The sequence below is a fragment of the Mesorhizobium sp. C277A genome (genome assembly GCF_040324395.1).
Taxonomy (GTDB): Bacteria; Pseudomonadota; Alphaproteobacteria; order Rhizobiales; family Rhizobiaceae; genus Mesorhizobium.
Map to the genome: position 1 here is coordinate 5,315,967 of NZ_JAMYVW010000002.1, position 21,850 is coordinate 5,337,816.

Consider the following 21,850-nt stretch of genomic DNA (forward strand, 5'->3'; position numbering starts at 1 on the left):
ATATGACCACCTTCTCTCCCCGTGAAATCGTTTCGGAACTCGACCGCTTCATCATCGGCCAGAAGGACGCCAAGCGCGCCGTGGCCATCGCCTTGCGCAACCGCTGGCGCCGCCAGCAGTTGGAAGGCCAGATGCGCGAAGAGGTGATGCCGAAGAACATCCTGATGATCGGCCCGACCGGCGTCGGCAAGACCGAGATCTCGCGCCGCCTGGCCCGGCTCGCCGGTGCGCCCTTCGTCAAGGTCGAGGCGACCAAGTTCACCGAAGTCGGCTATGTCGGCCGCGATGTCGAGCAGATCATCCGCGACCTGGTCGAGATCGCAATCGGCCTGGTGCGCGAGAAGATGCGCGAGGACGTCAAGGCGCGCGCCCATCTCAACGCCGAGGAGCGCGTGCTGGAAGCCCTGGTCGGCAAGACGGCTAGCCCGGCGACCCGCGATAGTTTCCGCAAGAAGCTGCGCGACGGCGAGCTCGATGACAAGGAGATCGAGATCGAGGTTGCCGACACCGGCACCGGCGGCATGCCCGGCTTCGAGATCCCCGGCATGCCGGGCGCCAATATCGGCGTGCTCAACATCAACGACATGCTGTCGAAGGCGATGGGCGGCAAGAAGACCAAGGCGCGCAAGACGACGGTCAAGGAATCCTACGCGCTGCTGGTCAACGACGAGTCCGACAAGCTGCTTGACCAGGACGAGGTCGTGCGCCGGGCGCTAGATGCGACCGAAAATGACGGCATCGTCTTCCTCGACGAGATCGACAAGATCGCCTCGCGTGAAGGCGGCATGGGCGCCGGCGTCTCGCGCGAAGGCGTGCAGCGCGACCTGCTGCCGCTGATCGAGGGCACCACGGTGGCGACCAAATACGGACCGTTGAAGACCGACCATATCTTGTTCATCGCCTCGGGCGCCTTCCATGTCTCGAAGCCCTCCGACCTGTTGCCGGAATTGCAGGGCCGCCTGCCGATCCGTGTCGAGTTGCGGGCCCTGGAGAAGGATGATTTCATTCGCATCCTCACCGAGACCGAGGCGAGCCTGATCAAGCAGTATATCGCGCTGATGAAGACCGAAGGCGTCGATCTCACCTTCACCGACGACGCCATCGATTCGCTCGCCGGCATTGCCGTCGACCTCAACGCCAGTGTCGAGAACATCGGCGCGAGACGCCTGCAGACGGTGATGGAGCGTGTGCTGGACGAGATCTCCTACGACGCGCCGGACCGCAACGGCACCAGCGTCGCCATCGACGCCGCCTATGTGGAAAAGCATGTCGGCGACCTCTCCAGAAACACAGATTTGTCGCGATTCATCCTTTAAACGAGGGCGCCGGTTCATCCGGCGCCGGTGTTAGAGCGCCGCGCGTCCTTTGGACGCGCAAAGGTCGCTCTAACAGTATTGAATCGACGCATCGGACTTTCCAAAAATCGGTTTCGATTTTTGGGCCGATGCTTAGGCACCAATTTCCGGCAAACATCATCGTGTGTGGCCGGATGGTATCATGCGGCCACCTTTCGTCTTGCTGGCTGCAAGGGCGCTCTCGACTCGACCGGGAGCTTTACCTAATTTGCGCGGCAATTCTCTAGGCGGCGGCGCATGAAAAAACTGATCCTGCTCATTCTCGGCTTGACGCTGGCGGCGACGCTGTTCGCGGCTGACGCGGCGACATTGGTGCCGGCGGGCAACCGCAATGTCGTGCAGCCTGACATACCGGGCGCCTCCAGCCGCCGCACCCAGGCCACCAACACCACCTTCCAGGCCAAATACCGCAAGGTCTACGCTCTGTTGCAGAACGACGCCGAATTGCGCGCCAAGATCAGGAAGGCGGCTGCCGCTTACGGCATCAACCCCTTGCACATCGTCGGCGCCATCGTCGGCGAGCACACCTACAATGTCGATGCCTACGACCGGCTGCAGACCTACTACGTCAAGGCGATCTCCTACCTCTCCAGCAAGCTGTCCTTCGCCTATGACGGCGAGGACATCACCGATTTCGTGCAGCGGCCGGAATTCAAGAAGTGCACAATGTCGGACAGCTACGACCTGTGGGAATGCCGCGAGCAGGTGTGGAACCGCTCCTTCCGCGGCAAGACCGTCGGCGGCACCAGCTTTCCCAACGACCGCTTCGGCGCCACCTTCTTCCAGCCCTATTATGCCGGCCAGACCTTTGGCCTCGGCCAGCTCAACCCGCTGACCGCGCTGCAGATGAGCGATCTCGTGCACAAGGTGTCGGGGCTGCCCGAACTCGATGTCGGCGATCCCAATGGGGTCTACAAGACCATCATGGATCCGGATCTGACATTGCCCTACGTCGCAGCGACGATCAGGAAGTCGATCGACGCCTACAAAAACATTGCCGGCTTCGACATCTCAGGCAACCCGGGGCTGACCGCCACGCTCTACAATGTCGGCAATCCCGAGCAGCGCGCCTATGCGCTGAAAGCAGAGAACGACAAGCGCCGCGCGGCGGGTGAGACGGTCAAACTGCCGGAAGAGAATTATTACGGCTGGCTGGTCAACGACAAGCTGGACGAGCTGAAGGCGCTGTTTTAGGGCTGGGGCCCTTTACCTCCCCTTGTGGGGAGGTCGGACCAAAGGTCCGGGTGGGGGTCGGTGCCGCACCCCCACCCCGCTGCTTCGCAGCGACCCTCCCCACAAGGGGGAGGGTAGGTCAGCCCTTCACGCCGCCAGCAACGACTTCAGCTTCACATCCGGCGACCCCAACGCCTTCGGCGCCGGCCTGGCTTGCTTGGCGATCAGCATCTCCGCCAGCCTGATGTCGCGAGCAACCGCATTGCCCCTACCGATGCCGCTCGCCGCCACCAGCGTGCCATCCTCGGCGAGGTGAAACAGAATAAAAGCACCGTCGCCGAGATCGCGGCGGACCGTGCTTTTGCCCTCGTCGGGAAGGCCGGCGATCTGCAGCGACAAACCATACTGATCCGACCAGAACCATGGCACCGCGGCATGCGCTTCGCGGGCGCCCAGCATGTTCTTCGCGGCCAGCGCACCCTGTTCCTGCGCATTGCGCCAGGCTTCCAGCCGCACCCGCCGGCCAGCATAGACAGCGAGCGGAAACGAGCAGCAGTCGCCGGCGGCAAAGATGTCGGGATCGATTGTTTGGAGTTCGCCATTGACGGCGATGCCGTTATCGACGGTCAGCCCCGCTTCCGCGGCAAGCCCGGTCACCGGCACGGCGCCGATGCCGATGACGGCGAGATCGGCGACGATGTCCTGCCCATCGGCGAGCATGATGTGCACCTCAGCGCCGTCGTCGGCGATATCAGCGATGCCCTGACCGGTGAGCACGGTCACGCCTTCGGCCTCATGCGCCTGATGGATGATTTCAGCGATCTCCGCCGGCACCCCGCGCATGAGGATGCGCGGCTGCGCCTCAATGACCGTGACGCTGGCCCCGAGCTTGCGCGCCGAAGCGGCGAGCTCCAGGCCGATAAAGCCACCACCAATGATGGCGATGCGGTTTGCCGGGCTGAGGTGGGCGCGAATGGCCAGCGCGTCGGCAAAGGTGCGGAGGTAGACGCAGCGCGACCCCAATCCCGGCATCGGCAGCTTGCGCGGTGTCGAGCCGGTCGCCAGCAACAGCTTGTCGTAGGGCAGGGCCGAACCGTCCGACAGCCGCACCATATGCGCCGGGCGGTCGATCGCCACCGCTTGAACGGAATGGATATGCCGGATCGATTTCTCGGCCAGAATTTCGTCGCTGGCGATCGTCTTGATCTCGGGCGCGTCGCTCGTCATTGCGTCCTTGGACAGGGGCGGCCGCTCATAGGGCAGATGGGGTTCGTCACCCACCAGCGTCACCGGCCCGTCATAGCCCAGCTCGCGCAGAGCAAGGGCTGCCCGCCCGCCGCACTCGCCGGCGCCAATGATGACCATTCCCGCCTGCATGGTCCTACCCGATCTGGATCAGCACTTTGCCGGCCTCGACCTTTACCGGATACGTGGCGAGATTGACGCAAACCGGCGCGCCGCGTGCCGCCCCCGTCTTGTAATTGAAGCGGCCATTGTGCTTGGGGCACTCGATGATGTCATCCATCACCAGCCCGTCGGCCAGATGCACCTTTTCGTGCGTGCACAGGCCATCGGTGGCGAAGTAGTCGTCATCGGGGCTGCGATAGATGGCGAAGGTGCGGCCGCCATGATCGAAGCGCATCACATCTTCTTCGTCGATGTCGCCGGCGGCGCAGGCTTCGATCCAGTCGCTCATGTGTTCCTCCCAAAAGCAATTCCAGGAAAAGTGCGTTGCGGTTTTCCGTTCGGAGTTGCGTCAAAACAAAAGCTTAATCGCGCGATCATTCCGCCGCGGCGGCGACGACGTCGTTGTGGAATTCCTCGCGGTACGGCCGCGCCGTCGGCGGCAATTCGCGCTTGAGGAAATAGTCCTCGTTGCGCAGCTGGCGCAAAAAGGCCGGGATCATCTCGCGGTAGCCGGCCAGGATCGACGGCGTCGGCGCCGGCAGATCGTGCTTGATCAGCGCATGCAGTTTGGGCAGCGCATGATAGGGCACCATCGGGAACATGTGGTGTTCGACGTGATAGTTCATGTTCCAGTAGATGAAGCGGCTGACCGGGTTCATGTAGACGGTGCGGCTGTTCAGCCGGTGGTCGACGACATTTTCGGCGAGCCCGCCATGCTGCAGCAGGCCGACCATGACATGATGCCAGGCGCCGTAGAGCCGGGGCAGCCCGACCAGCATCAGCGGCAGCCATGAGCCGAAATACAGTGCGATCGCGATGGTGACGGCATAGATGGCCGTCCAGATTCGGGCGATGCGAATGGCTTTAGGCTGCTCCTGTTCGGGGATAAAAGTCTTTTCCGCCGCGCTGATATTGCCGGCGGCGTTGCGCAGCATGTCCGACATCGCCTTCCAGGCGTCGATCACGCCGACGAAAGCAAGCGCGACGCGCAACAGGTCCGGCGGGCGCATCACCGAGATTTCCGGGTCGCGGCCGACGATGATGGTGTCGGTGTGGTGGCGGGTGTGGCTCCAGCGCCAGGTCACCGGATTGCGCATGATCATGAAGCAGGCGATCTGGTAAACCGCGTCGTTCATCCACTGGGTGCGGAAGGCGGTGCCGTGGCCGCATTCGTGCCAGCGTGAGTCGGTGGAGGAGCCGTAGAGCACGCCATAGACGAAGAAGAACGGCACGCACCACCAGCTGCCCCAGAACCAGGCGCCGCCGGCGGCACTCAGGATCAGCGCGGCGAGCCAGATCGTGGTGTCGCGGATCGCCGGCCCATCGGAGCGCTGCATCAGCTCCTTCATCTGCTTGCGCGGAATATCGGTGTGATACCACTCGGCCGCCGACAGGCCGGTCTCGACGGCGAGCTTGGCGTCGCGGCCGATCAGGCTGTAGTCGCGCCGGGACGGTGGTGTGGATAGTGTCGCTTCCATAGGGGCTGCCTCCGTCGGCCACAGCATCCGTCAGGACGGATATGTCCATTACAGGCGCCTGTGTCCGAGCGCAAAATAGCGCCATGCGGTGATAGTCTCAATATCACAAAGATAGTTTCTATCATTTTCCATCAGAACGATGTAAGCAGTTGCAGGCACTCATGCGGGACAGTCATGGCAAAACGGCCAACCATCACCGATCTGGCGCGCATCTCCGGCGTTAGCGTCGCCACTGTCGACAGGGTGCTGAACAACCGGCTGCCGGTGCGCGAGGAAACCGCGCGCCGCGTCTATGAGGCGGCGACCGGCATCGGCTACCACGCCGCCGGGCTGATCAAGCGGCGCATGCGCCAGGAATTGCCGGAATACCGCCTCGGCTTTCTGCTGCTGCGGGGCAATGATGTTTTTTACGGCGATTTCGCGAGGGAGCTAGAAATGGCGGTCTCGCAATCGCAGCGCTTCCGCGGCGTCGCCACCATCGATTTCGCCAGCTCGCTAGCCGCCGACGAGATCGCCGCCCAGATGCGCAAGCTGGCAGCGAAATCCAGAGCAATCGCCGTTGTCGGTCCGGACCATCCGACGCTGACGGCGGTCGTGGAGTCGCTGAAAGCGAGGGGGCAACCTGTCTTCTCGCTGCTGTCCGACTTTGCCGCTGGCATCCGTGAGGGATATGTCGGCCTCGACAATCGCAAGGTCGGTCGCACCGCGGCCTGGATGATCGCCAGGGCGGCAAAGAACCCCGGCAAGGTCGCCCTTTTCGTCGGCAGTCATCGCTTCCACGGCCATGAACTGCGCGAGATCGGATTTCGCTCCTTCTTCCGCGAACATGCGCCGGACTTCACGGTGATGGAAACGCTGGTCAATCTGGAAGCCAACCAGGTCACCCACGATGCGATGATCGATCTCCTGGTGCGGTATCCGGATCTTGCCGGCTGCTATGTCGCCGGCGGCGGCATGGAAGGCGCGGTCTCGGCGCTGCGCGCAGCGAAGCCCGCAAACATGCCGGTGGTCGTCTGCAACGAGATCAACGCCGAATCGCGCGCGGCACTCGCCGACAACATCCTGACAATGGTGATCTCGACGCCGCTCGCCGCCTTGTGCCGCGAGCTTGTCGACCTGATGGCGCATTCCATCGAGGCCGGCGCCGCCAACGCGCCGGGCCAGACCTTTCTGCCCTTCGACATCTATCTGCCGGAAAATATCTAACGCGTTCTGCCGCGCCGACCCGTTCGGCGTGGGCTCTCCCGGCGATGATAGAATCTATCAGATTCTGCCTTCAGACTCGGCCTGGGCCGCTGTCGGCCTTGATTCGACGTGAAATTGCGGCGCGGCGACCGAAAATCCGCTTTCCGACTTAGGAATCGCTCTTGACGTCTCGCGAAAAAATGGAATAAATATTTCATCAGATTGGTATTTTGGTTCTTTCGTTCCGGAACATCTGTTTCAAACTGGGAGCCTGGCGTTCCATCCCTTGGACAAAACGCCATACGGAACAGGAAGGCATCAGGGAGAGATTCCTCGGGCTATCGGGGATTCCGGGTAGATCGGTGCAGCCGGACACCAATGTGGAGGAGAAACACAATGAAGAAACTGATTTTGGGCGTCGCCTTTGCGGCGCTGATGAGTTCGTCCGCTTTTGCCGCCAAGGTCGGCGTGTCGATGGCCAAGTTCGACGACAACTTCCTCACCGTGCTGCGCAACGGCATGATCGAGCAGGCCAAGGGCATGAGCGGCGTGGAACTGCAGGTCGAGGACGCGCAGAACGACGTCGCCAAGCAGCTCGACCAGATCAAGAACTTCGCCGCCTCGGGCGTCGACGCCATCATCGTCAACCCGGTCGACACCTCGGCCACGCAGGCGATGTCGGACGCCGCCGCAGCCGCCAAGATCCCGTTGGTCTATGTCAACCGCCAGCCGGTCAATGTCGACACGCTGCCGGACAACCAGGCCTTCGTCGCGTCGAACGAGGCCGATTCAGGCACGCTCGAGACCAAGGAAGTCTGCCGCCTGTTCACCGAGGCCGGCAAGAAGGAAGCCAATGTCTATGTCATCATGGGCGAGCTTTCCAACCAGGCCGCCGTGCAGCGCACCAAGGACATCGAAGAGGTGATCGCCACGCCGGAGTGCAGCTTCATCAAGATCATCGACAAGCAGACTTCGAACTGGAACCGCGACGAAGCGCAGAACCTGATGACCAACTGGCTGTCAACCGGCAAGCCGTTCGACGGCGTCATCGCCAACAATGACGAAAGCGCCATCGGCGCCATCCAGGCGATGAAGGCCGCCAACATCGACATGAAGACGGTCGTCGTCGGCGGTGTCGACGCCACGCAGGACGCGCTTGCCGCCATGCAGGCCGGCGACCTCGATGCCACCGTGTTCCAGGATGCGGCCGGCCAGGGCGCCGGCGCGCTCGACGCGGCACTGAAGCTCGCCAAGGGCGAGAAGGTCGAGCACAAGGTCTACGTGCCCTTCCAGCTGGTTACGCCGGCCAACATCGACAAGTTCCTGAAGAAGAACTGAGCCGGCAACTCACGCGTAAGCAATTCCAGGAAAAAGTGTGAAGCGGTTTTCCGTCCGGAATTGCGACAAACAAACAAGAGAGCGGCGCAACCGCGCCGCTCCCGTTTTCCCCACCGCCCTGAGGGGCGGAAGGGCAAATGCGGCCTCACGGAGGACAAGGCATGTCACAGACATCTCATGGCGTCGGCGGGGTCAGCTATGACGCGAAGAGGCGGACATGGCCGGCCGAATTCAACGTCTTCCTGGCGCTGGTCATTCTGGTCGTCATCTTCGAACTGATCGGCCGCATCTTTCTTGGCGACAGCTTCCTGTTCAACACGCGCGACAACGTCGCCGGGATCTTCAATGAGGCCCGCCTGCAGATCATCATCCTGCAGGTGTCGATCGTCGGCATCATCGCCATCGGCGTCACGCAGGTGATCATTTGCGGCGGCATCGACTTGTCCTCGGGCTCGATCGTCGGCGCCACCGCCATGATCGCCATGAGTTTTGCCCAGGTGGCGACGGTCAACGGTAACCCTAACCCCAAGGCGATGTTCCTGGCGCAAGGCTGGACCGACCTGCCGGTGATCGTGCCGGTACTGGTCGCCATCGGCTGCGGTCTGCTCGCCGGTCTCGTCAACGGCTCCTTGATTGCCTATACGCGCATTCCACCGTTCATCGCCACGCTCGGCATGATGGTGACCGCGCGCGGCATTGCCAAATGGTGGTCCAAGGGCCAGCCGATCTCGTTTCCGACCGAAAGTTTCGCTGGAATCGGCAAGGGGCTGATGCCGGTCATCATCTTCCTGTCGCTGGCGGTGCTGTTCCAGCTGATCATGACCTACACACGCTACGGCAAGCACTGCTACGCCATCGGCTCCAACGAGGATGCCGCGCGCATGTCGGGCATCAAGATCGCCAACCACAAGATCCTCGTCTATGTCATTGCCGGCATCCTCGCCGCGCTGGCCGCTGTCGTGCTCTCCTCCAAGAACCTGACAGCACAGTCCGGCATGGGCGTCATGTACGAGCTCGACGCCATCGCCATGGCGGTCATCGGCGGCGTCTCTTTGTCGGGCGGCCGCGGCTCGATCGTCGGCACCGTGATCGGCTCGCTGATCTTCGGCGTCATCATTTCCGGCTTCACCTTCCTGCGCCTCGACGCCTACTATCAGGAGATGGTCAAGGGCGTGATCATCGTCGGCGCGGTCGTTCTCGACCAATGGCGCCAGCGCATGCGGGCATTGAGGGCTTGACCATGCCAGATATCTCCACGACAGACATCGTCCTGAAGACCGAAAACCTGACCAAACGCTATGGCGGCGTCCATGCGCTGGAAGGCGCGAATTTCGAGCTGCGCAAGGGCGAGCATGTCGCCATCATGGGCGACAATGGCGCCGGCAAATCCACCTTCGTGCGCCAGATCACCGCCGTCGAGCAGCGCACCAGCGGCCAGATCTGGTTCGACGGCAGGGAAGTGAATTTTGCCGGGCCGATCGAAGCGCGCACGGCGGGCATCGAGACCGTGTTCCAGAATCTGGCGCTGGCCGACGATCTCGACGTGCCGTCGAACCTGTTCCTCGGCCGCGAAAAGGTGCTTTTCAATCTCGGCCCGTTCTCGATCCTCGACCGCAAATACATGCGCAAGGCGACCGAGGCGGCGCTGATCCGCACGGCAGTGAAAATCCCCAATTTGTCCAACACCATTCGCCACATGTCGGGCGGCCAGCGCCAGTGCGTTGCGATCGCCCGGACCGCGACCTTCGCCTCCAAGCTGATCATCATGGACGAGCCGACGGCAGCCCTTGGCGTGCAGGAGACGGCGCAGGTCGAAAACATCATCCGCACGCTGAAGGACAATGGCGAGCCGCTGATCCTGATCAGCCACAACATGCGCCAGGTGTTCGACCTGTGCGATCGCATCGTCGTCTTCCGGCGCGGCCGCATCGTCGCCAACCTGCGCAAGGAAAACACCGACGGCAACGACATCGTCTCCTACATCACCGGCGCCAAGACCGGGGAGGCGGAACTCGCGGCCTGAACAGGATGGTCATCCTGTTTTCTGGCGTGCTCGAAAAATTATCTTGCCACCTTTCTCAAAAGGAAGGTGGAGACACAACTCTCTCGAACCCATCCCCCTAGAGGAAATACCCCATGACTGTTCGTTTCGCCCTCCTCGGTGCCGGCCGCATCGGCAAGGTCCATGCCCGCGCCGTCGGCTCCAACCCGCAGGCCAGACTGGTGGCCGTTGCCGACGCTTTTGAAAAGGCGGCGACCGAGTTGGCAACCGCCTATGGCGCCGAAGTGCGCACCATCGACGCGATCGAGAAGGCCAAGGACATCGACGCCGTGGTCATCTGCACGCCGACCGACACCCATGCCGATCTGATCGAGCGTTTCGCCAAGGCCGGCAAGGCGATCTTCTGCGAGAAGCCGATCGACCTCGACGTCAAGCGCGTCGAGAAGTGCCTGGCCGTGGTCGACAAGGCCAAGGCGACGCTGATGGTCGGCTTCAACCGCCGCTTCGATCCGCACTTCGCCGCCGTGCGCAAGGCGATCGACGACGGCGCCATCGGTACTGTCGAGATGGTCACCATCACCTCGCGCGATCCGGGCGCGCCGCCGGTCGATTACATCAAGCGCTCGGGCGGCATTTTTCGCGACATGACCATCCACGATTTCGACATGGCGCGCTTCCTGCTCGGCGAAGAGGTGGCGGCGGTCAGCGCCCATGCTTCGGTGCTGGTCGACAAGAAGATCGGCGAGGCCGGCGATTTCGATTCGGTCAGCGTCATCCTCGAAACCGCGTCCGGGAAGCAGGCCGTCATCTCCAATTCGCGCCGCGCCACCTATGGCTACGACCAGCGCATCGAGGTGCATGGCTCCAAAGGCATGGTCGCCGCCGAAAACCAGCGGCCGGTGTCGATAGAGGTCGCCAACGAGAAGGGCTATACGCGCCCGCCGCTGCACGATTTCTTCATGACCCGCTATCTCGACGCCTACGCCATCGAGATTGCCGCTTTCATCACTGCTGCAACCTCGGGCAAGAAGGCATCGCCGAGCGGCGCCGACGGCCTCGTGGCGCTGAAGCTGGCCGATGCCGCGCTGAAGTCGGCGACATCAGGCAAGACCGTCCGTCTCGACAAGTAAGAACCGGAACCAAGGCACAGGAGCAGAGCGATGAGCACATCCGCCGATCGCAATTCGAACACGCGCGCCATCGTCACCGGCGGTGCGCAAGGCATCGGCTTTGCCGTCGCCGAAGCGCTGGCCGACGAGGGCTGCAAGGCGCTGGCGCTCATCGGCCGCTCGCAGGAGAAGGGCGACAAGGCGGTCGCCCACTTCAAGAAGGCCGGCGTCGATGCGATCTTCATCAGCGCCGACGTCTCGAAAGTGGCGGACTGCAAGCGTGCGGTGGCAACCGCGATCTCGCATTTCGGCACCATCAACGCGCTGGTCAACGCCGCCGCCACGTCCGCGCGTGGTTCACTTGTCGAAACTTCGGAAGAGGTGTTCGACCAGATTTTCCACACCAATGTGCGTGGTCCCTTCTTCCTGATGCAGGGCGTGGTGGCGCATCTGCTGGACAAGAAGGCGCCGGGCTCGATCGTCAACGTGCTGTCGATGTCGGCACATTGCGGCCAGTCGTTCCTTGCGCCCTATTCCTCGAGCAAGGGCGCGCTGGCGACGCTGACCAAGAACGTCGCCAACGCCTATCGTTTCAACCGCATCCGCTGCAACGCCGTGCTGCCGGGCTGGATGGACACCGAGGGCGAGGACATCGTGCAGAAGAAATGGCACGGTGCCTCCGACGACTGGCTGGCAAAGGCAGAGGCCGGCCAGCCCATGGGCCAACTGGTGAAGCCCGACCAACTGGCGCGGCTGATCAGCTACATGGCCAGCCCGCAATCCGGTGTCATGACCGGCTCGCTGGTTGACTACGACCAGAACGTCGCGGGGACCTCGCCGGAGTAGCCTCAAACCCTGTTGCAGCAACATCGCCATTCCCACATAGTCCTGATAGTCAGGCTAGTCACGAGCATGCGATGCTAACGTCATCCAAAGACACCAACTGGACGGTTGCCGGGGCAAAAGCCCGGCTCTCCGAGGTCATCGAGCGCGCACAGTCCTCGCCGCAGACGATCACCAAGAACGGCAAACCAAGCGTGGTTGTCGTCTCGGCCGAGGAATGGCAGCGCAAGATCGCACGCAAGGGTACGCTTGCCGAGTTCCTGCTGGACTCGCCGCTGCGCGGCGCCGATCTCGACCTTGAACGTCAGCGCGACGAACCGCGTGACCTGCCGCGGTGAGACTGCTGCTCGACACGAATGTCCTGTCCGAGGTGACGAGGCCAGCGCCTGTCGCACGTGTCCTGGGCTGGCTGGACGAGCTTGATTAGGACCGCTCCTTCATCAGCGTAGTGTCGATCGCCGAGATCCGGCGCGGCGTCTCTCTGATGGATGAGGGCCGCAAACGCGAGGCGCTGGCCGAATGGCTCGCCCGGGACCTGCCCCAGCGCTTCGAACAGCGGGTTTTGCCGGTGGACGATGCGGTTGCCTTGGCCTGGGGCGACCTGATGGGTTTTGGCAAGCGCCGCGGTCGTGGTCTATCGTCGATGGACGGCCTGATCGCAGCCACTGCGATTGCGCACGAGCTCACCTTGGCAACGCGCAATACGGAACATTTCGAAGGCTTAGGGCTTGAACTCTTCGATCCATGGACGGCATGAGCCGCTCCGCGTTATACGTGTTGGCGATTGGCGAAACCGCCGGCACTTCGTCATCCACGGGCGGAGCAAGGAGCGTAGCGACGCAGCGCAGACCCGAGGATCCATGCCGCGACTTCAGAGCGCTGCTACGGTCCAGAATTCTGCTCCGCCGCACTCCACGGCCCAGGTCACGGAATGGATCCCAGGGTCTCCGCGACGGGGCTTCGCTCCTGCTCCGCCCAGGGATGACGAAATCGCGAGGATTCGGCCCATCCCGAATTGTCTCCGCATACCCCACGTGACAAGCGCCTCCGCATCGACTATATGAGCCTCATGATCAACCTGACCGCCTCGTATTGGTACTTTAGCAGCTCGCTGGCGGCGGGAGGATTGCGCTCGATCTGAAGATTGCAGCAACAAGTCCGAACAGCCGCCAGACCTGGCGGCTTTTTTGTATCAGCCGGCAGGTCTCCTAAAAACAGGAGCAGAAAGCCGTGTTGACCACCACAGACGATCTTCGGGTCAAGGAAATCCGAGAATTGAGTACGCCGGACGAGGTGATGCGGGAGATCCCGCGCACGCTGACGGCAACGCGCACCGTGAGCGCATCACGCAACGCCACCCATGCCATCTTGAACGGCACCGACGACCGGCTGCTTGTCATCGTCGGCCCGTGTTCGATCCACGACCCGGTCGCCGCCGTTGACTATGCCAGCCGTCTGGCGGCGCTGCGCGAGACCCTGTCCGACCGGTTGGAGATCGTCATGCGGGTCTATTTCGAAAAGCCGCGCACGACTGTCGGCTGGAAGGGCCTTATCAACGATCCCGATCTCGACGGCAGCTTCAACATCGACAAGGGGCTGCGGATGGCGCGCAACGTGCTGTCGGCGGTCAACAATCTCGGCTTGCCGGCGGCCACCGAATTTCTCGACATGACGACGCCGCAATACATTGCCGACCTCGTCGCCTGGGGCGCCATCGGCGCGCGCACCACCGAGAGCCAGATCCACCGCGAACTGGCTTCCGGCCTGTCCTGCCCGGTCGGCTTCAAGAACGGCACCGACGGCAATCTCAGGATCGCCGCCGAGGCGGTGAAATCCGCCGCCCAGCCGCATCATTTCATGGCGGTGACCAAGGGCGGACGCAGCGGCATTGCGACTACTACCGGCAATGAGGACTGCCACGTCATCCTGCGCGGCGGCGTTCAGCCGAATTACGATGCGGCGAGCGTCGAGGCGGCCTCGGTCGAACTTGCCCGCATCGGCGTCGCCCCCCGTCTGATGATCGATGTCAGCCACGCGAACTCGAGCAAGAAGCCGGAGAACCAGCCGAAGGTGGCGGCCGATGTCGCCGGCCATGTGGCAGCAGGGGACGAGCGTATCATCGGCGTCATGATCGAGAGCAATCTCGTCGCCGGCCGGCAGGACGTGGTATCAGGCAAGCCGCTCGTCTATGGCCAGAGCATCACAGATGGCTGCATCGACTGGGCGACCACAGAGACGGTGCTGCACGGCCTCGCCGGCGCCGTAGAATGGCGCCGCTCAGCCCGCCGCGCCATGATGGAGAGCCGGCCGGGCGCCGCCTGATACGAGGCGATGCGGGGAGGGCGGCGGTTCGAAATCCAGCCAGGATTGCGCCGCCCCAAAATGCATGTCGCCCAGAAGTGTGCCGCGGTTCTGGGGACAACGACATGCATCAAACAAAGGCTTTAGGGTCTGAGGATCGCCGAGTCGATCTGCATCGAAACGAAGTCGATTTGCGGCGTTCGGCAACGCAGCGCGCACTGCGGCTCCCCTTGCACACCGGCAACCCGTCTGCTAGATACTGAACCGCATGGTTCAGTATGCCGACTTGGATGCCTCGTTCGCCGCGCTCTCGGACGCCACCCGGCGTGGCGTTCTGGAGCAGCTCGGACGCGCAGATGCTTCGATCACCGAGCTTGCCGGAAAGTTCCACATGACCCTCACGGGCATGAAGAAGCACGTCGGCGTCCTGGAGCAGGCGGGGCTCGTCACCACGCAGAAGGTTGGCCGCGTGCGGACCTGCAAGCTCGGCCTGCGCGGACTGGAGGAAGAGGCGGCCTGGATCGAGCGGCACCGCCTGCTCTGGGACGCACGCTTCAACGAGTTGGACAAGGTTGTCGAGGAATTGAAACGGAAGGAGAAAGCCGATGCGCCAAAGAACCGAGAGTGAGCCCACGAACAGCCGCACCACGGTCGAACGGAAGTCCGAACGCGAGCTGGTCGTCACGCGAACAGTCAACGGTCCGGCGCGCATCGTGTTCGAGGCGTGGACCAAGCCCGAGCTGTTCAAGCAGTGGTGGGTGCCGAAGTCGATGGGCATGTTCCTGCGTTCCTGCGAGATGGATGCTCGTACCGGAGGCACGTACCGCCTGGTGTTCGGCCACGACGCCTCGGACCTTCACGAATTCTTCGGCAGGTATATCGAAGTGACACCCCACTCACGCCTCGTCTGGACCAATGACGAAGGTGGTGACGGTGGACCCGTCACCACGCTGACCTTCGAGGAAAAGAGTGGCAAGACGCTGCTGGTCATGCACGAACTCTATCCCTCGAAGGAGGCTCTCGACGCGGCCGGTACCGGGGCGGCGGATGCGATGGGCGAGACGTTCGAGCAATTGGACGAGCTTCTCGTCGTCTTGGGCGAGGGCGTGAGGCGGTCATGACGTCATCGGTCTCGCGGACGGGGTAGCTGCCGCCCTCGACGACGAAAAGACCGGGACAGTGATCCGCAAGCGCCGCGCCGAGGCGAAGAAACGCGGCGTCATCGCTTGATCGGGATCACGCTGCCCTCAACCCTTCCCATGCCGTAAACACCGAGACCGCAAACAGCAGCAGTCCGGCCGCCCGGCCCGCAAAAGCGGTCGCCCGCGGATTGGCCACCAGCAGATTGCGGCTGCGGCCGGCGGTGATGGCGAGCCCGCCATAGATGGCGGCCTGCGTCAGCATCGTCAGCAGGCCCATGACCGTCGCCTGCATCCAGATCGGGCCGTAATCCGGCTTCAGGAACTGCGGATAGACGGCAAATATGAAGAGATAGGCCTTCGGGTTGATCAGGCAGGTCACCAGTCCCTGGCGAAAGGCCTTCCAGGCCGTACGGCTGCCGGCGGGCCCGTCATGGCCGACGGTGATGGAACTGCGCATCAGCGAGATGCCGATGAAGGCCATGTAGGCGGCGCCGGCTATCAGCAGCGGCTTGTACAGGATTGGTACGAAATGCATCAGCAGGCCGACGCCGATGGCGCCGTTCAGCGTGTGCACGATGCCGCCGACCATGATGCCGCCCGTGGCGGCGAGGCCCCGGTCGCGGCCGCCGGTGAGCGCATTGGCCAGCACGAACAGCATGTCCATGCCGGGCACGATGATGATGCCGGACAGCAGGATAAAGAACAGCCAGAGATTTTCCGCGTAACTCATGTCAGTTGCTTGTCGCTTCCTGCTGGGGTGCCGTTAAGGAATTTGTTGATTTTCAAGCTGATAGACAGTCCAATAAATCACCCCAACTGACGGGGATGTGTCAGTAGCGTTTCATCAGGGAGAGGAAATGCGCAAGGCGTCGCGCCTGTTCGAGATCATCCAGATCCTGCGGCTGGCGCGGCAGTCGGTGACGGCGGCGATGATCGCCGGGCAGCTGGAAGTCACGGTGCGTTCGATCTATCGCGACATCGCCGCACTGCAGGCGATGCGCGTGCCGATCGAAGGCGGGCGTGGCATCGGCTATATATTGCGGCCCGGCTTCGACCTGCCACCGCTGATGTTCTCAATCGAGGAGATGGAGGCGATCGTCCTGTCGCTCGCCCTGCTGGAGCTCACGGGAGACAGCGAACTCAAGCAGGCGGCCAAGCGCGTCAGCGCCAAGATCGCCGGCGCCGTGCCGCCGCCACTACGCCAGGCGTTCGACGCCAACGCACTGCATGTCTGGGGGTTCGCTGCACCGGCAATCGGCACCATCGATCTGGCGCTTGTGCGCCGCGCCATCCGCGACGAGGAAAAGCTCGACCTGTCCTATCGCGACGAAATCGGCCGCGCCTCCGAGCGGCTGATCCGTCCAATCGCGCTGATCTACTATTCAGAAACCGCCAACATCGTCGCTTGGTGTGAACTGCGCCAGGCCATCCGCAATTTCCGCAGCGACCGCATCGAGGCTTGCCAGCCGACCGGCCTGCGCTTCAAGGGCGAAGGCGATCGCCTGCGGCAGGTCTGGGTCAATGGCTGGGAGGCGAACGCTGTCGCTGGCGGCTGAAGCGAGCGGATCTTACCGCACATCCACCCAGCGCTTCTCCTCGAACGACCTCGCCATCGCGTGCACGGTGCGCTCGATCTCCAGCCCTTCGGCAAATTCGATGAGCCGTGCCGGCCTGCCGGCAAGGCGGGTCAGCAGTTCGTGGCACTCGATGATCTTGAGGTCGTTGAAACCGAGGCCATGGCCGGGCGCCGGGAGGAAGGCGTCGTAGGGCTTGTGATGTGGCGCCACCAATATGGTGCGGTAGCCCTGTTCGGTCGGGCGATCGGCGGTGACATAGAGCTGGATTTCGTTCATCCGCTCCTGGTCGAACAGGATCGATCCTTTGGAGCCGAAAATCTGTATGGCGATGCGGCCCTTGCGGCCCCAGGCCGAGCGGTTGACCAGCAGCGTGCCGGCAATGCCGTTTTCCAGATGCATCAAAACGCTGGCGATGTCGTAGGTCTCCACCGCACGGCGGCCGCCGCCGGCCAGCTTGCGGTCGGCATAGGGCTTGGCCATGTCGCAGATGACTTTTGTGACGCGGCCGAACAGTGTCGAGACCAGCGACAGCGGATGCACGGCGAAATCGTCGAGCGCGCCATAGCCGGATGCGGCCTCATGCTTCCAGAAGAACAGCGCTTCGGGGTCGGCCATGAAGTCCTCGTCCATCTCGATGCGCAGATGGTTGACCTCGCCGATGATCTTTTCCTCGAGCAGCGCGCCGATGTGGCGGATGGCCGGGCTCTGTATGTAGTTGTAGCCAAGCGCTGCGACCTTGCCGGACTTCTTCGCCGCGGCCGCCATCGCCGCTGCTTCGGCAAAGCTCGGCGCCATCGGCTTCTCGCACCACAGATGCTTGCCGGCTTCGAGAATAGCGATGGCCATCTCCGGATGGAACTGATTGGGCGTGGTCAGCGAGACGATATCGACCTCGGGGTCGTTGACGACGGCACGCCAGTCGCCCGACGCCTTGGCGAAGCCGAACTCACCGGCCTTGCGCTTGGCCAGCTCCTCGTTGACCTCGCCGAGATGGACCAGCTTCGGCTTGGCGACATCGGGAAAGACGGCGCCGACGGCGCTCCACGCAATGGCGTGGCATTTGCCCATGAAACCCGTGCCGATAAGACCAACGCCAACCATTTCTTTCTCCCAATACCTGAAGCGATCGATGGATGAATTAGTCCATTTCTTCTCCGAATGGAATGTCTGCCTCATTTTTTATGGCCTTCTTGCGCAGGCTCGCTATGATGGGGCAGAGAGGACGTCACTTGAGTTAAAGAGAGCATGATGTCGTCCGAAAACCGCTGCACACTTTTCGGCATCATGCTCTAGATGAGCTTGGACGGGGCGACGATGGACGAACGGGTACCTCGCGACTTCGAGACGCTGCGCGCCACGATCCTCGATCGCCGTGAAACCTTGCCCAAGCGCATCGCCCAGATCGCCGCCTATGCGCTCGACAATCCCGATGACATCGCCTTCGGCACCGCCGCCAGCATCGCCGCTTCGGCGGGCGTGCAGCCGTCCACCTTGATCCGCTTTGCCCAGCAACTAGGCTTCGACGGCTTCACCAGCCTGCAGCAGGTGTTTCGCGAGCGGCTGCGCGAGCGCAATTCCTCTTATGACGAACGCCTGCAGGCGCTGCGCGCCAAGGCCGATGCGGGTGCTGGACACCGAGCCATCTTCGACGGCTTCGTCGCCGCCGCCAGCACTTCGCTCAACGATATTTCGCGAACGCTCGACGAGGCGCATCTGGAAGACGCGATCTCGCTGCTGGCCAAGGCCGAGACCATCTATGTCCTGGCCAAGCGGCGCTCCTACCCGGTGGCAAGCTATATCGCCTATGCGCTGGGCAAACTGAAGATCCGCAACCAGCTGATCGAATCCGCCGCCGGCCTCAATGCCGAAATGGTCGCCTTCGCCACCCCGGCGGACGCCGTCATCGCCATCAGCTTCTCGCCCTACGCACCGGCCACCATCGAGGAAGCCCGCACCATTTCCGAACAGGGCGTGCCGATCGTCGCCATCACCGACAGTTCGTTTTCGCCACTCGCCCAGTTCGCCAAGGTCTGGTTCGAGGTCGCCGAGGCCGATTTCGCCGGCTTCCGCTCGCTGTCGGCCACCATGGCGCTGGCCATGGCGCTCACCGTCGGCGTCGGCGAGAAGCGGCGCAGCACCGGAAAGAAGCGCAAGGTCTAGGCAATCCCAGAAAAAGGCGTGAAGCGGTTTTCCGTCCGGAAAATGCGGACTTGGGATCTGTGGAAAGGGATCATCCCGTATGCCATGCTAGAACCGAAGTTCATCGAGAATGGTTCATGCATGAATTGGGAACAGATCGCATCGGATTTCGCTTGGGACGGCTCATGGCGAGATATCTACGTTCTGAACACGTCTGAGGCAGATTGGCAGGCCGTCTGGGACATCCTCCTCGAATGGACCCCGCCTGCCAATTTCAGTGTCTCCGGCAAGATCGAATCGATGCCATTGGGGGTCGAAGCCGCCCTGGAAAGCGAAACAGACAGCCTACTTTCTTTTTACGTCGGGCCAATCCAGCTTGCATGTCACTTCTTCACCGTTGTCGAAATCGAGTTCGACTTCGATCCTAGGCAAGTCAGCGGAGAAACTGAGATTGAGCACCTTGACCGCTTTGTGCGATTGCTAGGTGACGCTACTGGGAAGCGGGTAACTCTGACGCAGGAAAATGATCAGGAGGCTATCATCGCCCGCTACTCTCCCGACCTTGGGAGTGTGGTCTGGCGTGCTTTTTCATAACCGAATCGTTTTGTCGGCTGGCGGCTTTCCCCCTCAAACTCGTGTCGATCCACATCTGGTTGCGCGGTAACGGGTCTCCATCCTAAGTCTCCAGCAGCCATCGCTCTTCGGCACTTTTAAAGGAAGGAATGCTCATTCCATATTGACTATGAATTGGAATTATTATTTCATATTCCCGGCGCCACGCTGCCGCTCGCGCGTGTCCCCCAACTACGTTGCTCAAGACAACAAGACCGACGGGAGGTTCCAATGAGCGAAGCCGTGGACGCCAAACAGGCGACGCTCGATGTCATCACCATCGGTCGCGCTTCCGTCGACCTTTACGGCCAGCAGATCGGCTCGCGGCTGGAGGACATCACCTCCTTCGCCAAATCGGTCGGCGGCTGCCCGGCCAACATCTCGGTTGGCACGGCGAGACTAGGCCTGCGCTCGGCGCTGCTCACCCGCGTCGGCGACGAGCAGATGGGCCGCTTCATCCGCGAGCAGCTCAGGCGCGAAGGCGTCAATGTCGATGGGCTCAAGACCGACAAGGAACGGCTGACGGCTCTGGTGCTGCTTTCGGTCGAGAGCGAAGGCGTCTCGCCGATGATCTTTTATCGCAGCGACTGCGCCGACATGGCGCTCGCCGAAGAGGACATCGATGAAGCCTTCATCGCCTCGGCCCGTTCCATCGTCGTCACCGGCACGCATTTTTCCCGGCCCAACAGCGACGCCGCCCAGCGCAAGGCGATCCGCATCATCAAGGCCAGGGGCGGCAAGGTGGTGTTCGACATCGACTACCGCCCCAACCTCTGGGGCCTCGCCGGCCATGCCGAAGGTTTTGAGCGCTATGTCAAATCCGACCGCGTCTCGGCCCAGCTGAAGACGGTGCTGCCCGATTGTGATCTCATCGTCGGCACCGAGGAAGAGATCATGATCGCCTCGGGCGCCGACGATTGCCTGAGTGCGTTGAAGACCATCCGCGCTCTGTCCTCGGCGACCATCGTCTTGAAGCGCGGCGCCATGGGCTGCATCGTCTATGACGGGCCGATCAGCGACGATCTGGAAGACGGTATCGTCGGCAAGGGCTTTCCGATCGAGATCTATAATGTGCTCGGCGCGGGTGATGCCTTCATGTCCGGTTTCCTGCGCGGCTGGCTCGGTGGCGAAAACCTGGCAACGGCGGCGACCTGGGCCAATGCCTGCGGCGCTTTCGCCGTGTCGCGGCTGCTCTGCGCGCCGGAATATCCGACCTTCGAGGAATTGCAGTTCTTCCTCAGGAACGGCAGCAAGCACCTCGCTCTGCGCAAGGACGAGGCGATCAACCACATCCATTGGGCGACGACCCGCCGCCGCGATATCCCCTCGATGATGGCGCTCGCCTGCGACCACCGTGTGCAGCTTGAGGACGTCGCGGCAAAGACCGGCGCCGATCCGGCGCGCATCCGCGATTTCAAGGTGCTGGCGGTCAAGGCTGCGGCGAAAGTCGCCGCCGGCCGCGACGGCTATGGCATGCTGATCGACGAGAAGCATGGCCGCGAAGCGATGTTCGAATTCGCCCGCCACCCCTTTGCCTGGCTCGGCCGTCCCGTCGAACTGCCGGGCTCGCGGCCGCTGCGCTTCGAGTTCTCGCAGGACATCGGCTCGCAACTGGTGGAATGGCCGGTCGACCACTGCATCAAATGCCTGTGCTTCTATAACCCCGACGATCCGGCAGCGCTCAAGGAAGAGCAGCAGCAGAAGCTGCGCTCGCTGTTCGAAGCCGCGCGGAAGGTCGGCCGGGAGCTTCTGGTCGAGATCATCGCCGGCAAGCACGGCAAGCTCGATGACACGACGATCCCGCGCGCCCTGGAAGAACTCTATGCGCTTGGCATCAAGCCGGACTGGTGGAAGCTCGAACCGCAGGCGTCGGCCGGCGCCTGGGCCAAGATCGAAGCGGTGATCCTGAAGCATGATCCGTGGTGCCGCGGCGTCGTGCTGCTGGGTCTCGAAGCGCCGCAGGACGAACTGGAAGCGGCCTTTGCCGCCACCGCCAAGGCGCCGATCGTCAAGGGCTTTGCCGTCGGCCGCACCATCTTCGTCCACGCCGCGGAACAATGGCTGGCCGGCAAGATGACGGATGACGAGGCTATCGCCGACATGGCCGCGCGCTTCGAACAGTTGACCGAAGCGTGGCTTGCCGCGCGTGGCCGTAAAGCAGCATAAAGGCGCGGCAAGAGGACTGCGGA

21 protein-coding genes and 1 pseudogene are annotated in these 21,850 nt (G+C 62.6%); 17 read left to right on the forward strand and 5 right to left on the reverse strand.

What is annotated here, in order from left to right; genetic code table 11:
* Positions 1-2 precede the first annotated feature (2 nt).
* Together hslU and NKK52_RS26310 are read left to right on the forward strand one after the other, a co-directional pair.
* Entirely contained in the window at positions 3-1,316 is a 1,314-nt protein-coding gene (gene hslU / locus NKK52_RS26305) for an ATP-dependent protease ATPase subunit HslU (RefSeq protein WP_023672325.1), read from the forward strand.
* A 276-nt stretch (positions 1,317-1,592) separates the two neighbouring features.
* Entirely contained in the window at positions 1,593-2,549 is a 957-nt protein-coding gene (locus NKK52_RS26310; RefSeq protein WP_023739746.1) for a DUF1402 family protein, read from the forward strand.
* A gap of 126 nt (positions 2,550-2,675) precedes the next feature.
* Here the strand turns inward: NKK52_RS26310 and NKK52_RS26315 are convergent, their stop codons facing one another.
* The 3 genes from NKK52_RS26315 to NKK52_RS26325 all read right to left on the reverse strand — a co-directional run bounded on the left by NKK52_RS26315 (position 2,676) and on the right by NKK52_RS26325 (position 5,413).
* Positions 2,676-3,893, reverse strand: a complete 1,218-nt coding sequence (locus NKK52_RS26315; protein WP_023684068.1) for an NAD(P)/FAD-dependent oxidoreductase — start codon at positions 3,891-3,893, stop codon at positions 2,676-2,678.
* 16 nt (positions 3,894-3,909) lie between these two features.
* Complete coding sequence (locus NKK52_RS26320; RefSeq protein ID WP_023672328.1) at positions 3,910-4,224, reverse strand: MocE family 2Fe-2S type ferredoxin; 315 nt, start codon at positions 4,222-4,224, stop codon at positions 3,910-3,912.
* An 85-nt stretch (positions 4,225-4,309) separates the two neighbouring features.
* On the reverse strand, positions 4,310-5,413 hold the full coding sequence (locus NKK52_RS26325) for a fatty acid desaturase family protein (RefSeq protein WP_023684067.1): 1,104 nt from the start codon (positions 5,411-5,413) through the stop codon (positions 4,310-4,312).
* Between the two features lie 174 nt (positions 5,414-5,587).
* On the opposite strand from NKK52_RS26325, the gene NKK52_RS26330 reads away from it, so the two are divergent.
* From NKK52_RS26330 to NKK52_RS26380, 11 genes and pseudogenes are all read left to right on the forward strand, one after another.
* Entirely contained in the window at positions 5,588-6,619 is a 1,032-nt protein-coding gene (locus tag NKK52_RS26330; protein ID WP_023684066.1) for a LacI family DNA-binding transcriptional regulator, read from the forward strand.
* A gap of 375 nt (positions 6,620-6,994) precedes the next feature.
* Complete coding sequence (locus NKK52_RS26335; RefSeq protein WP_023684065.1) at positions 6,995-7,936, forward strand: sugar ABC transporter substrate-binding protein; 942 nt, start codon at positions 6,995-6,997, stop codon at positions 7,934-7,936.
* A gap of 161 nt (positions 7,937-8,097) precedes the next feature.
* On the forward strand, positions 8,098-9,174 hold the full coding sequence (locus NKK52_RS26340; RefSeq protein WP_023684064.1) for an ABC transporter permease: 1,077 nt from the start codon (positions 8,098-8,100) through the stop codon (positions 9,172-9,174).
* A gap of 2 nt (positions 9,175-9,176) precedes the next feature.
* Positions 9,177-9,959: an ATP-binding cassette domain-containing protein gene (locus tag NKK52_RS26345; protein ID WP_027049093.1), complete on the forward strand. Its 783-nt coding sequence runs from the start codon at positions 9,177-9,179 to the stop codon at positions 9,957-9,959.
* 113 nt (positions 9,960-10,072) lie between these two features.
* Positions 10,073-11,068, forward strand: coding sequence for an inositol 2-dehydrogenase (iolG, locus tag NKK52_RS26350; RefSeq protein ID WP_023672333.1), 996 nt, complete (start codon positions 10,073-10,075; stop codon positions 11,066-11,068).
* A 30-nt stretch (positions 11,069-11,098) separates the two neighbouring features.
* Positions 11,099-11,893 carry an SDR family oxidoreductase gene (locus NKK52_RS26355; protein WP_023672334.1) on the forward strand — a complete coding sequence of 265 codons (795 nt, stop codon included), beginning with the start codon at positions 11,099-11,101 and terminating at the stop codon, positions 11,891-11,893.
* A gap of 71 nt (positions 11,894-11,964) precedes the next feature.
* A complete protein-coding gene (locus NKK52_RS26360; protein ID WP_023684063.1) occupies positions 11,965-12,228 on the forward strand; it encodes a type II toxin-antitoxin system Phd/YefM family antitoxin in 264 nt (87 codons plus the stop codon).
* Positions 12,225-12,647, forward strand: a pseudogene (locus NKK52_RS26365) (type II toxin-antitoxin system VapC family toxin). The gene NKK52_RS26360 and the pseudogene NKK52_RS26365 overlap by 4 nt, the downstream one beginning before the upstream one ends.
* 473 nt (positions 12,648-13,120) lie before the next feature.
* The gene (locus NKK52_RS26370) at positions 13,121-14,212 is read left to right on the forward strand and encodes a 3-deoxy-7-phosphoheptulonate synthase (protein WP_023684062.1); all 1,092 of its coding nucleotides are present in this window, start codon (positions 13,121-13,123) and stop codon (positions 14,210-14,212) included.
* A gap of 247 nt (positions 14,213-14,459) precedes the next feature.
* Positions 14,460-14,819, forward strand: a complete 360-nt coding sequence (locus tag NKK52_RS26375) for an ArsR/SmtB family transcription factor (RefSeq protein WP_023684061.1) — start codon at positions 14,460-14,462, stop codon at positions 14,817-14,819.
* Positions 14,797-15,312 carry an SRPBCC domain-containing protein gene (locus NKK52_RS26380; protein WP_023684060.1) on the forward strand — a complete coding sequence of 172 codons (516 nt, stop codon included), beginning with the start codon at positions 14,797-14,799 and terminating at the stop codon, positions 15,310-15,312. Before NKK52_RS26375 ends, NKK52_RS26380 begins: the two co-directional genes overlap by 23 nt.
* Before the next feature lie 115 nt (positions 15,313-15,427).
* Here NKK52_RS26380 and NKK52_RS26385 read toward each other — a convergent pair whose 3' ends face one another.
* Positions 15,428-16,063 carry a LysE family translocator gene (locus tag NKK52_RS26385; RefSeq protein ID WP_023672340.1) on the reverse strand — a complete coding sequence of 212 codons (636 nt, stop codon included), beginning with the start codon at positions 16,061-16,063 and terminating at the stop codon, positions 15,428-15,430.
* A 127-nt stretch (positions 16,064-16,190) separates the two neighbouring features.
* Here NKK52_RS26385 and NKK52_RS26390 point away from each other — a divergent pair, with 127 nt between their 5' ends.
* Positions 16,191-16,889, forward strand: coding sequence for a helix-turn-helix transcriptional regulator (locus NKK52_RS26390; protein ID WP_023684059.1), 699 nt, complete (start codon positions 16,191-16,193; stop codon positions 16,887-16,889).
* Positions 16,890-16,901: 12 nt separating this feature from the next.
* On the opposite strand, the gene NKK52_RS26395 is transcribed toward NKK52_RS26390, so the two are convergent.
* Positions 16,902-18,011 carry a Gfo/Idh/MocA family protein gene (locus NKK52_RS26395; RefSeq protein ID WP_023684058.1) on the reverse strand — a complete coding sequence of 370 codons (1,110 nt, stop codon included), beginning with the start codon at positions 18,009-18,011 and terminating at the stop codon, positions 16,902-16,904.
* Positions 18,012-18,224: 213 nt separating this feature from the next.
* Between NKK52_RS26395 and NKK52_RS26400 the strand changes: the two genes are divergently transcribed.
* The 3 genes from NKK52_RS26400 (at position 18,225) to NKK52_RS26410 (ending at position 21,827) form a co-directional block, all read left to right on the forward strand.
* A complete protein-coding gene (locus tag NKK52_RS26400; RefSeq protein WP_023714510.1) occupies positions 18,225-19,070 on the forward strand; it encodes a MurR/RpiR family transcriptional regulator in 846 nt (281 codons plus the stop codon).
* A gap of 18 nt (positions 19,071-19,088) precedes the next feature.
* The gene (locus NKK52_RS26405) at positions 19,089-19,643 is read left to right on the forward strand and encodes a hypothetical protein (RefSeq protein ID WP_156939276.1); all 555 of its coding nucleotides are present in this window, start codon (positions 19,089-19,091) and stop codon (positions 19,641-19,643) included.
* Positions 19,644-19,892: 249 nt separating this feature from the next.
* Entirely contained in the window at positions 19,893-21,827 is a 1,935-nt protein-coding gene (locus NKK52_RS26410; protein ID WP_023684056.1) for a bifunctional 5-dehydro-2-deoxygluconokinase/5-dehydro-2-deoxyphosphogluconate aldolase, read from the forward strand.
* Positions 21,828-21,850 lie beyond the last annotated feature (23 nt).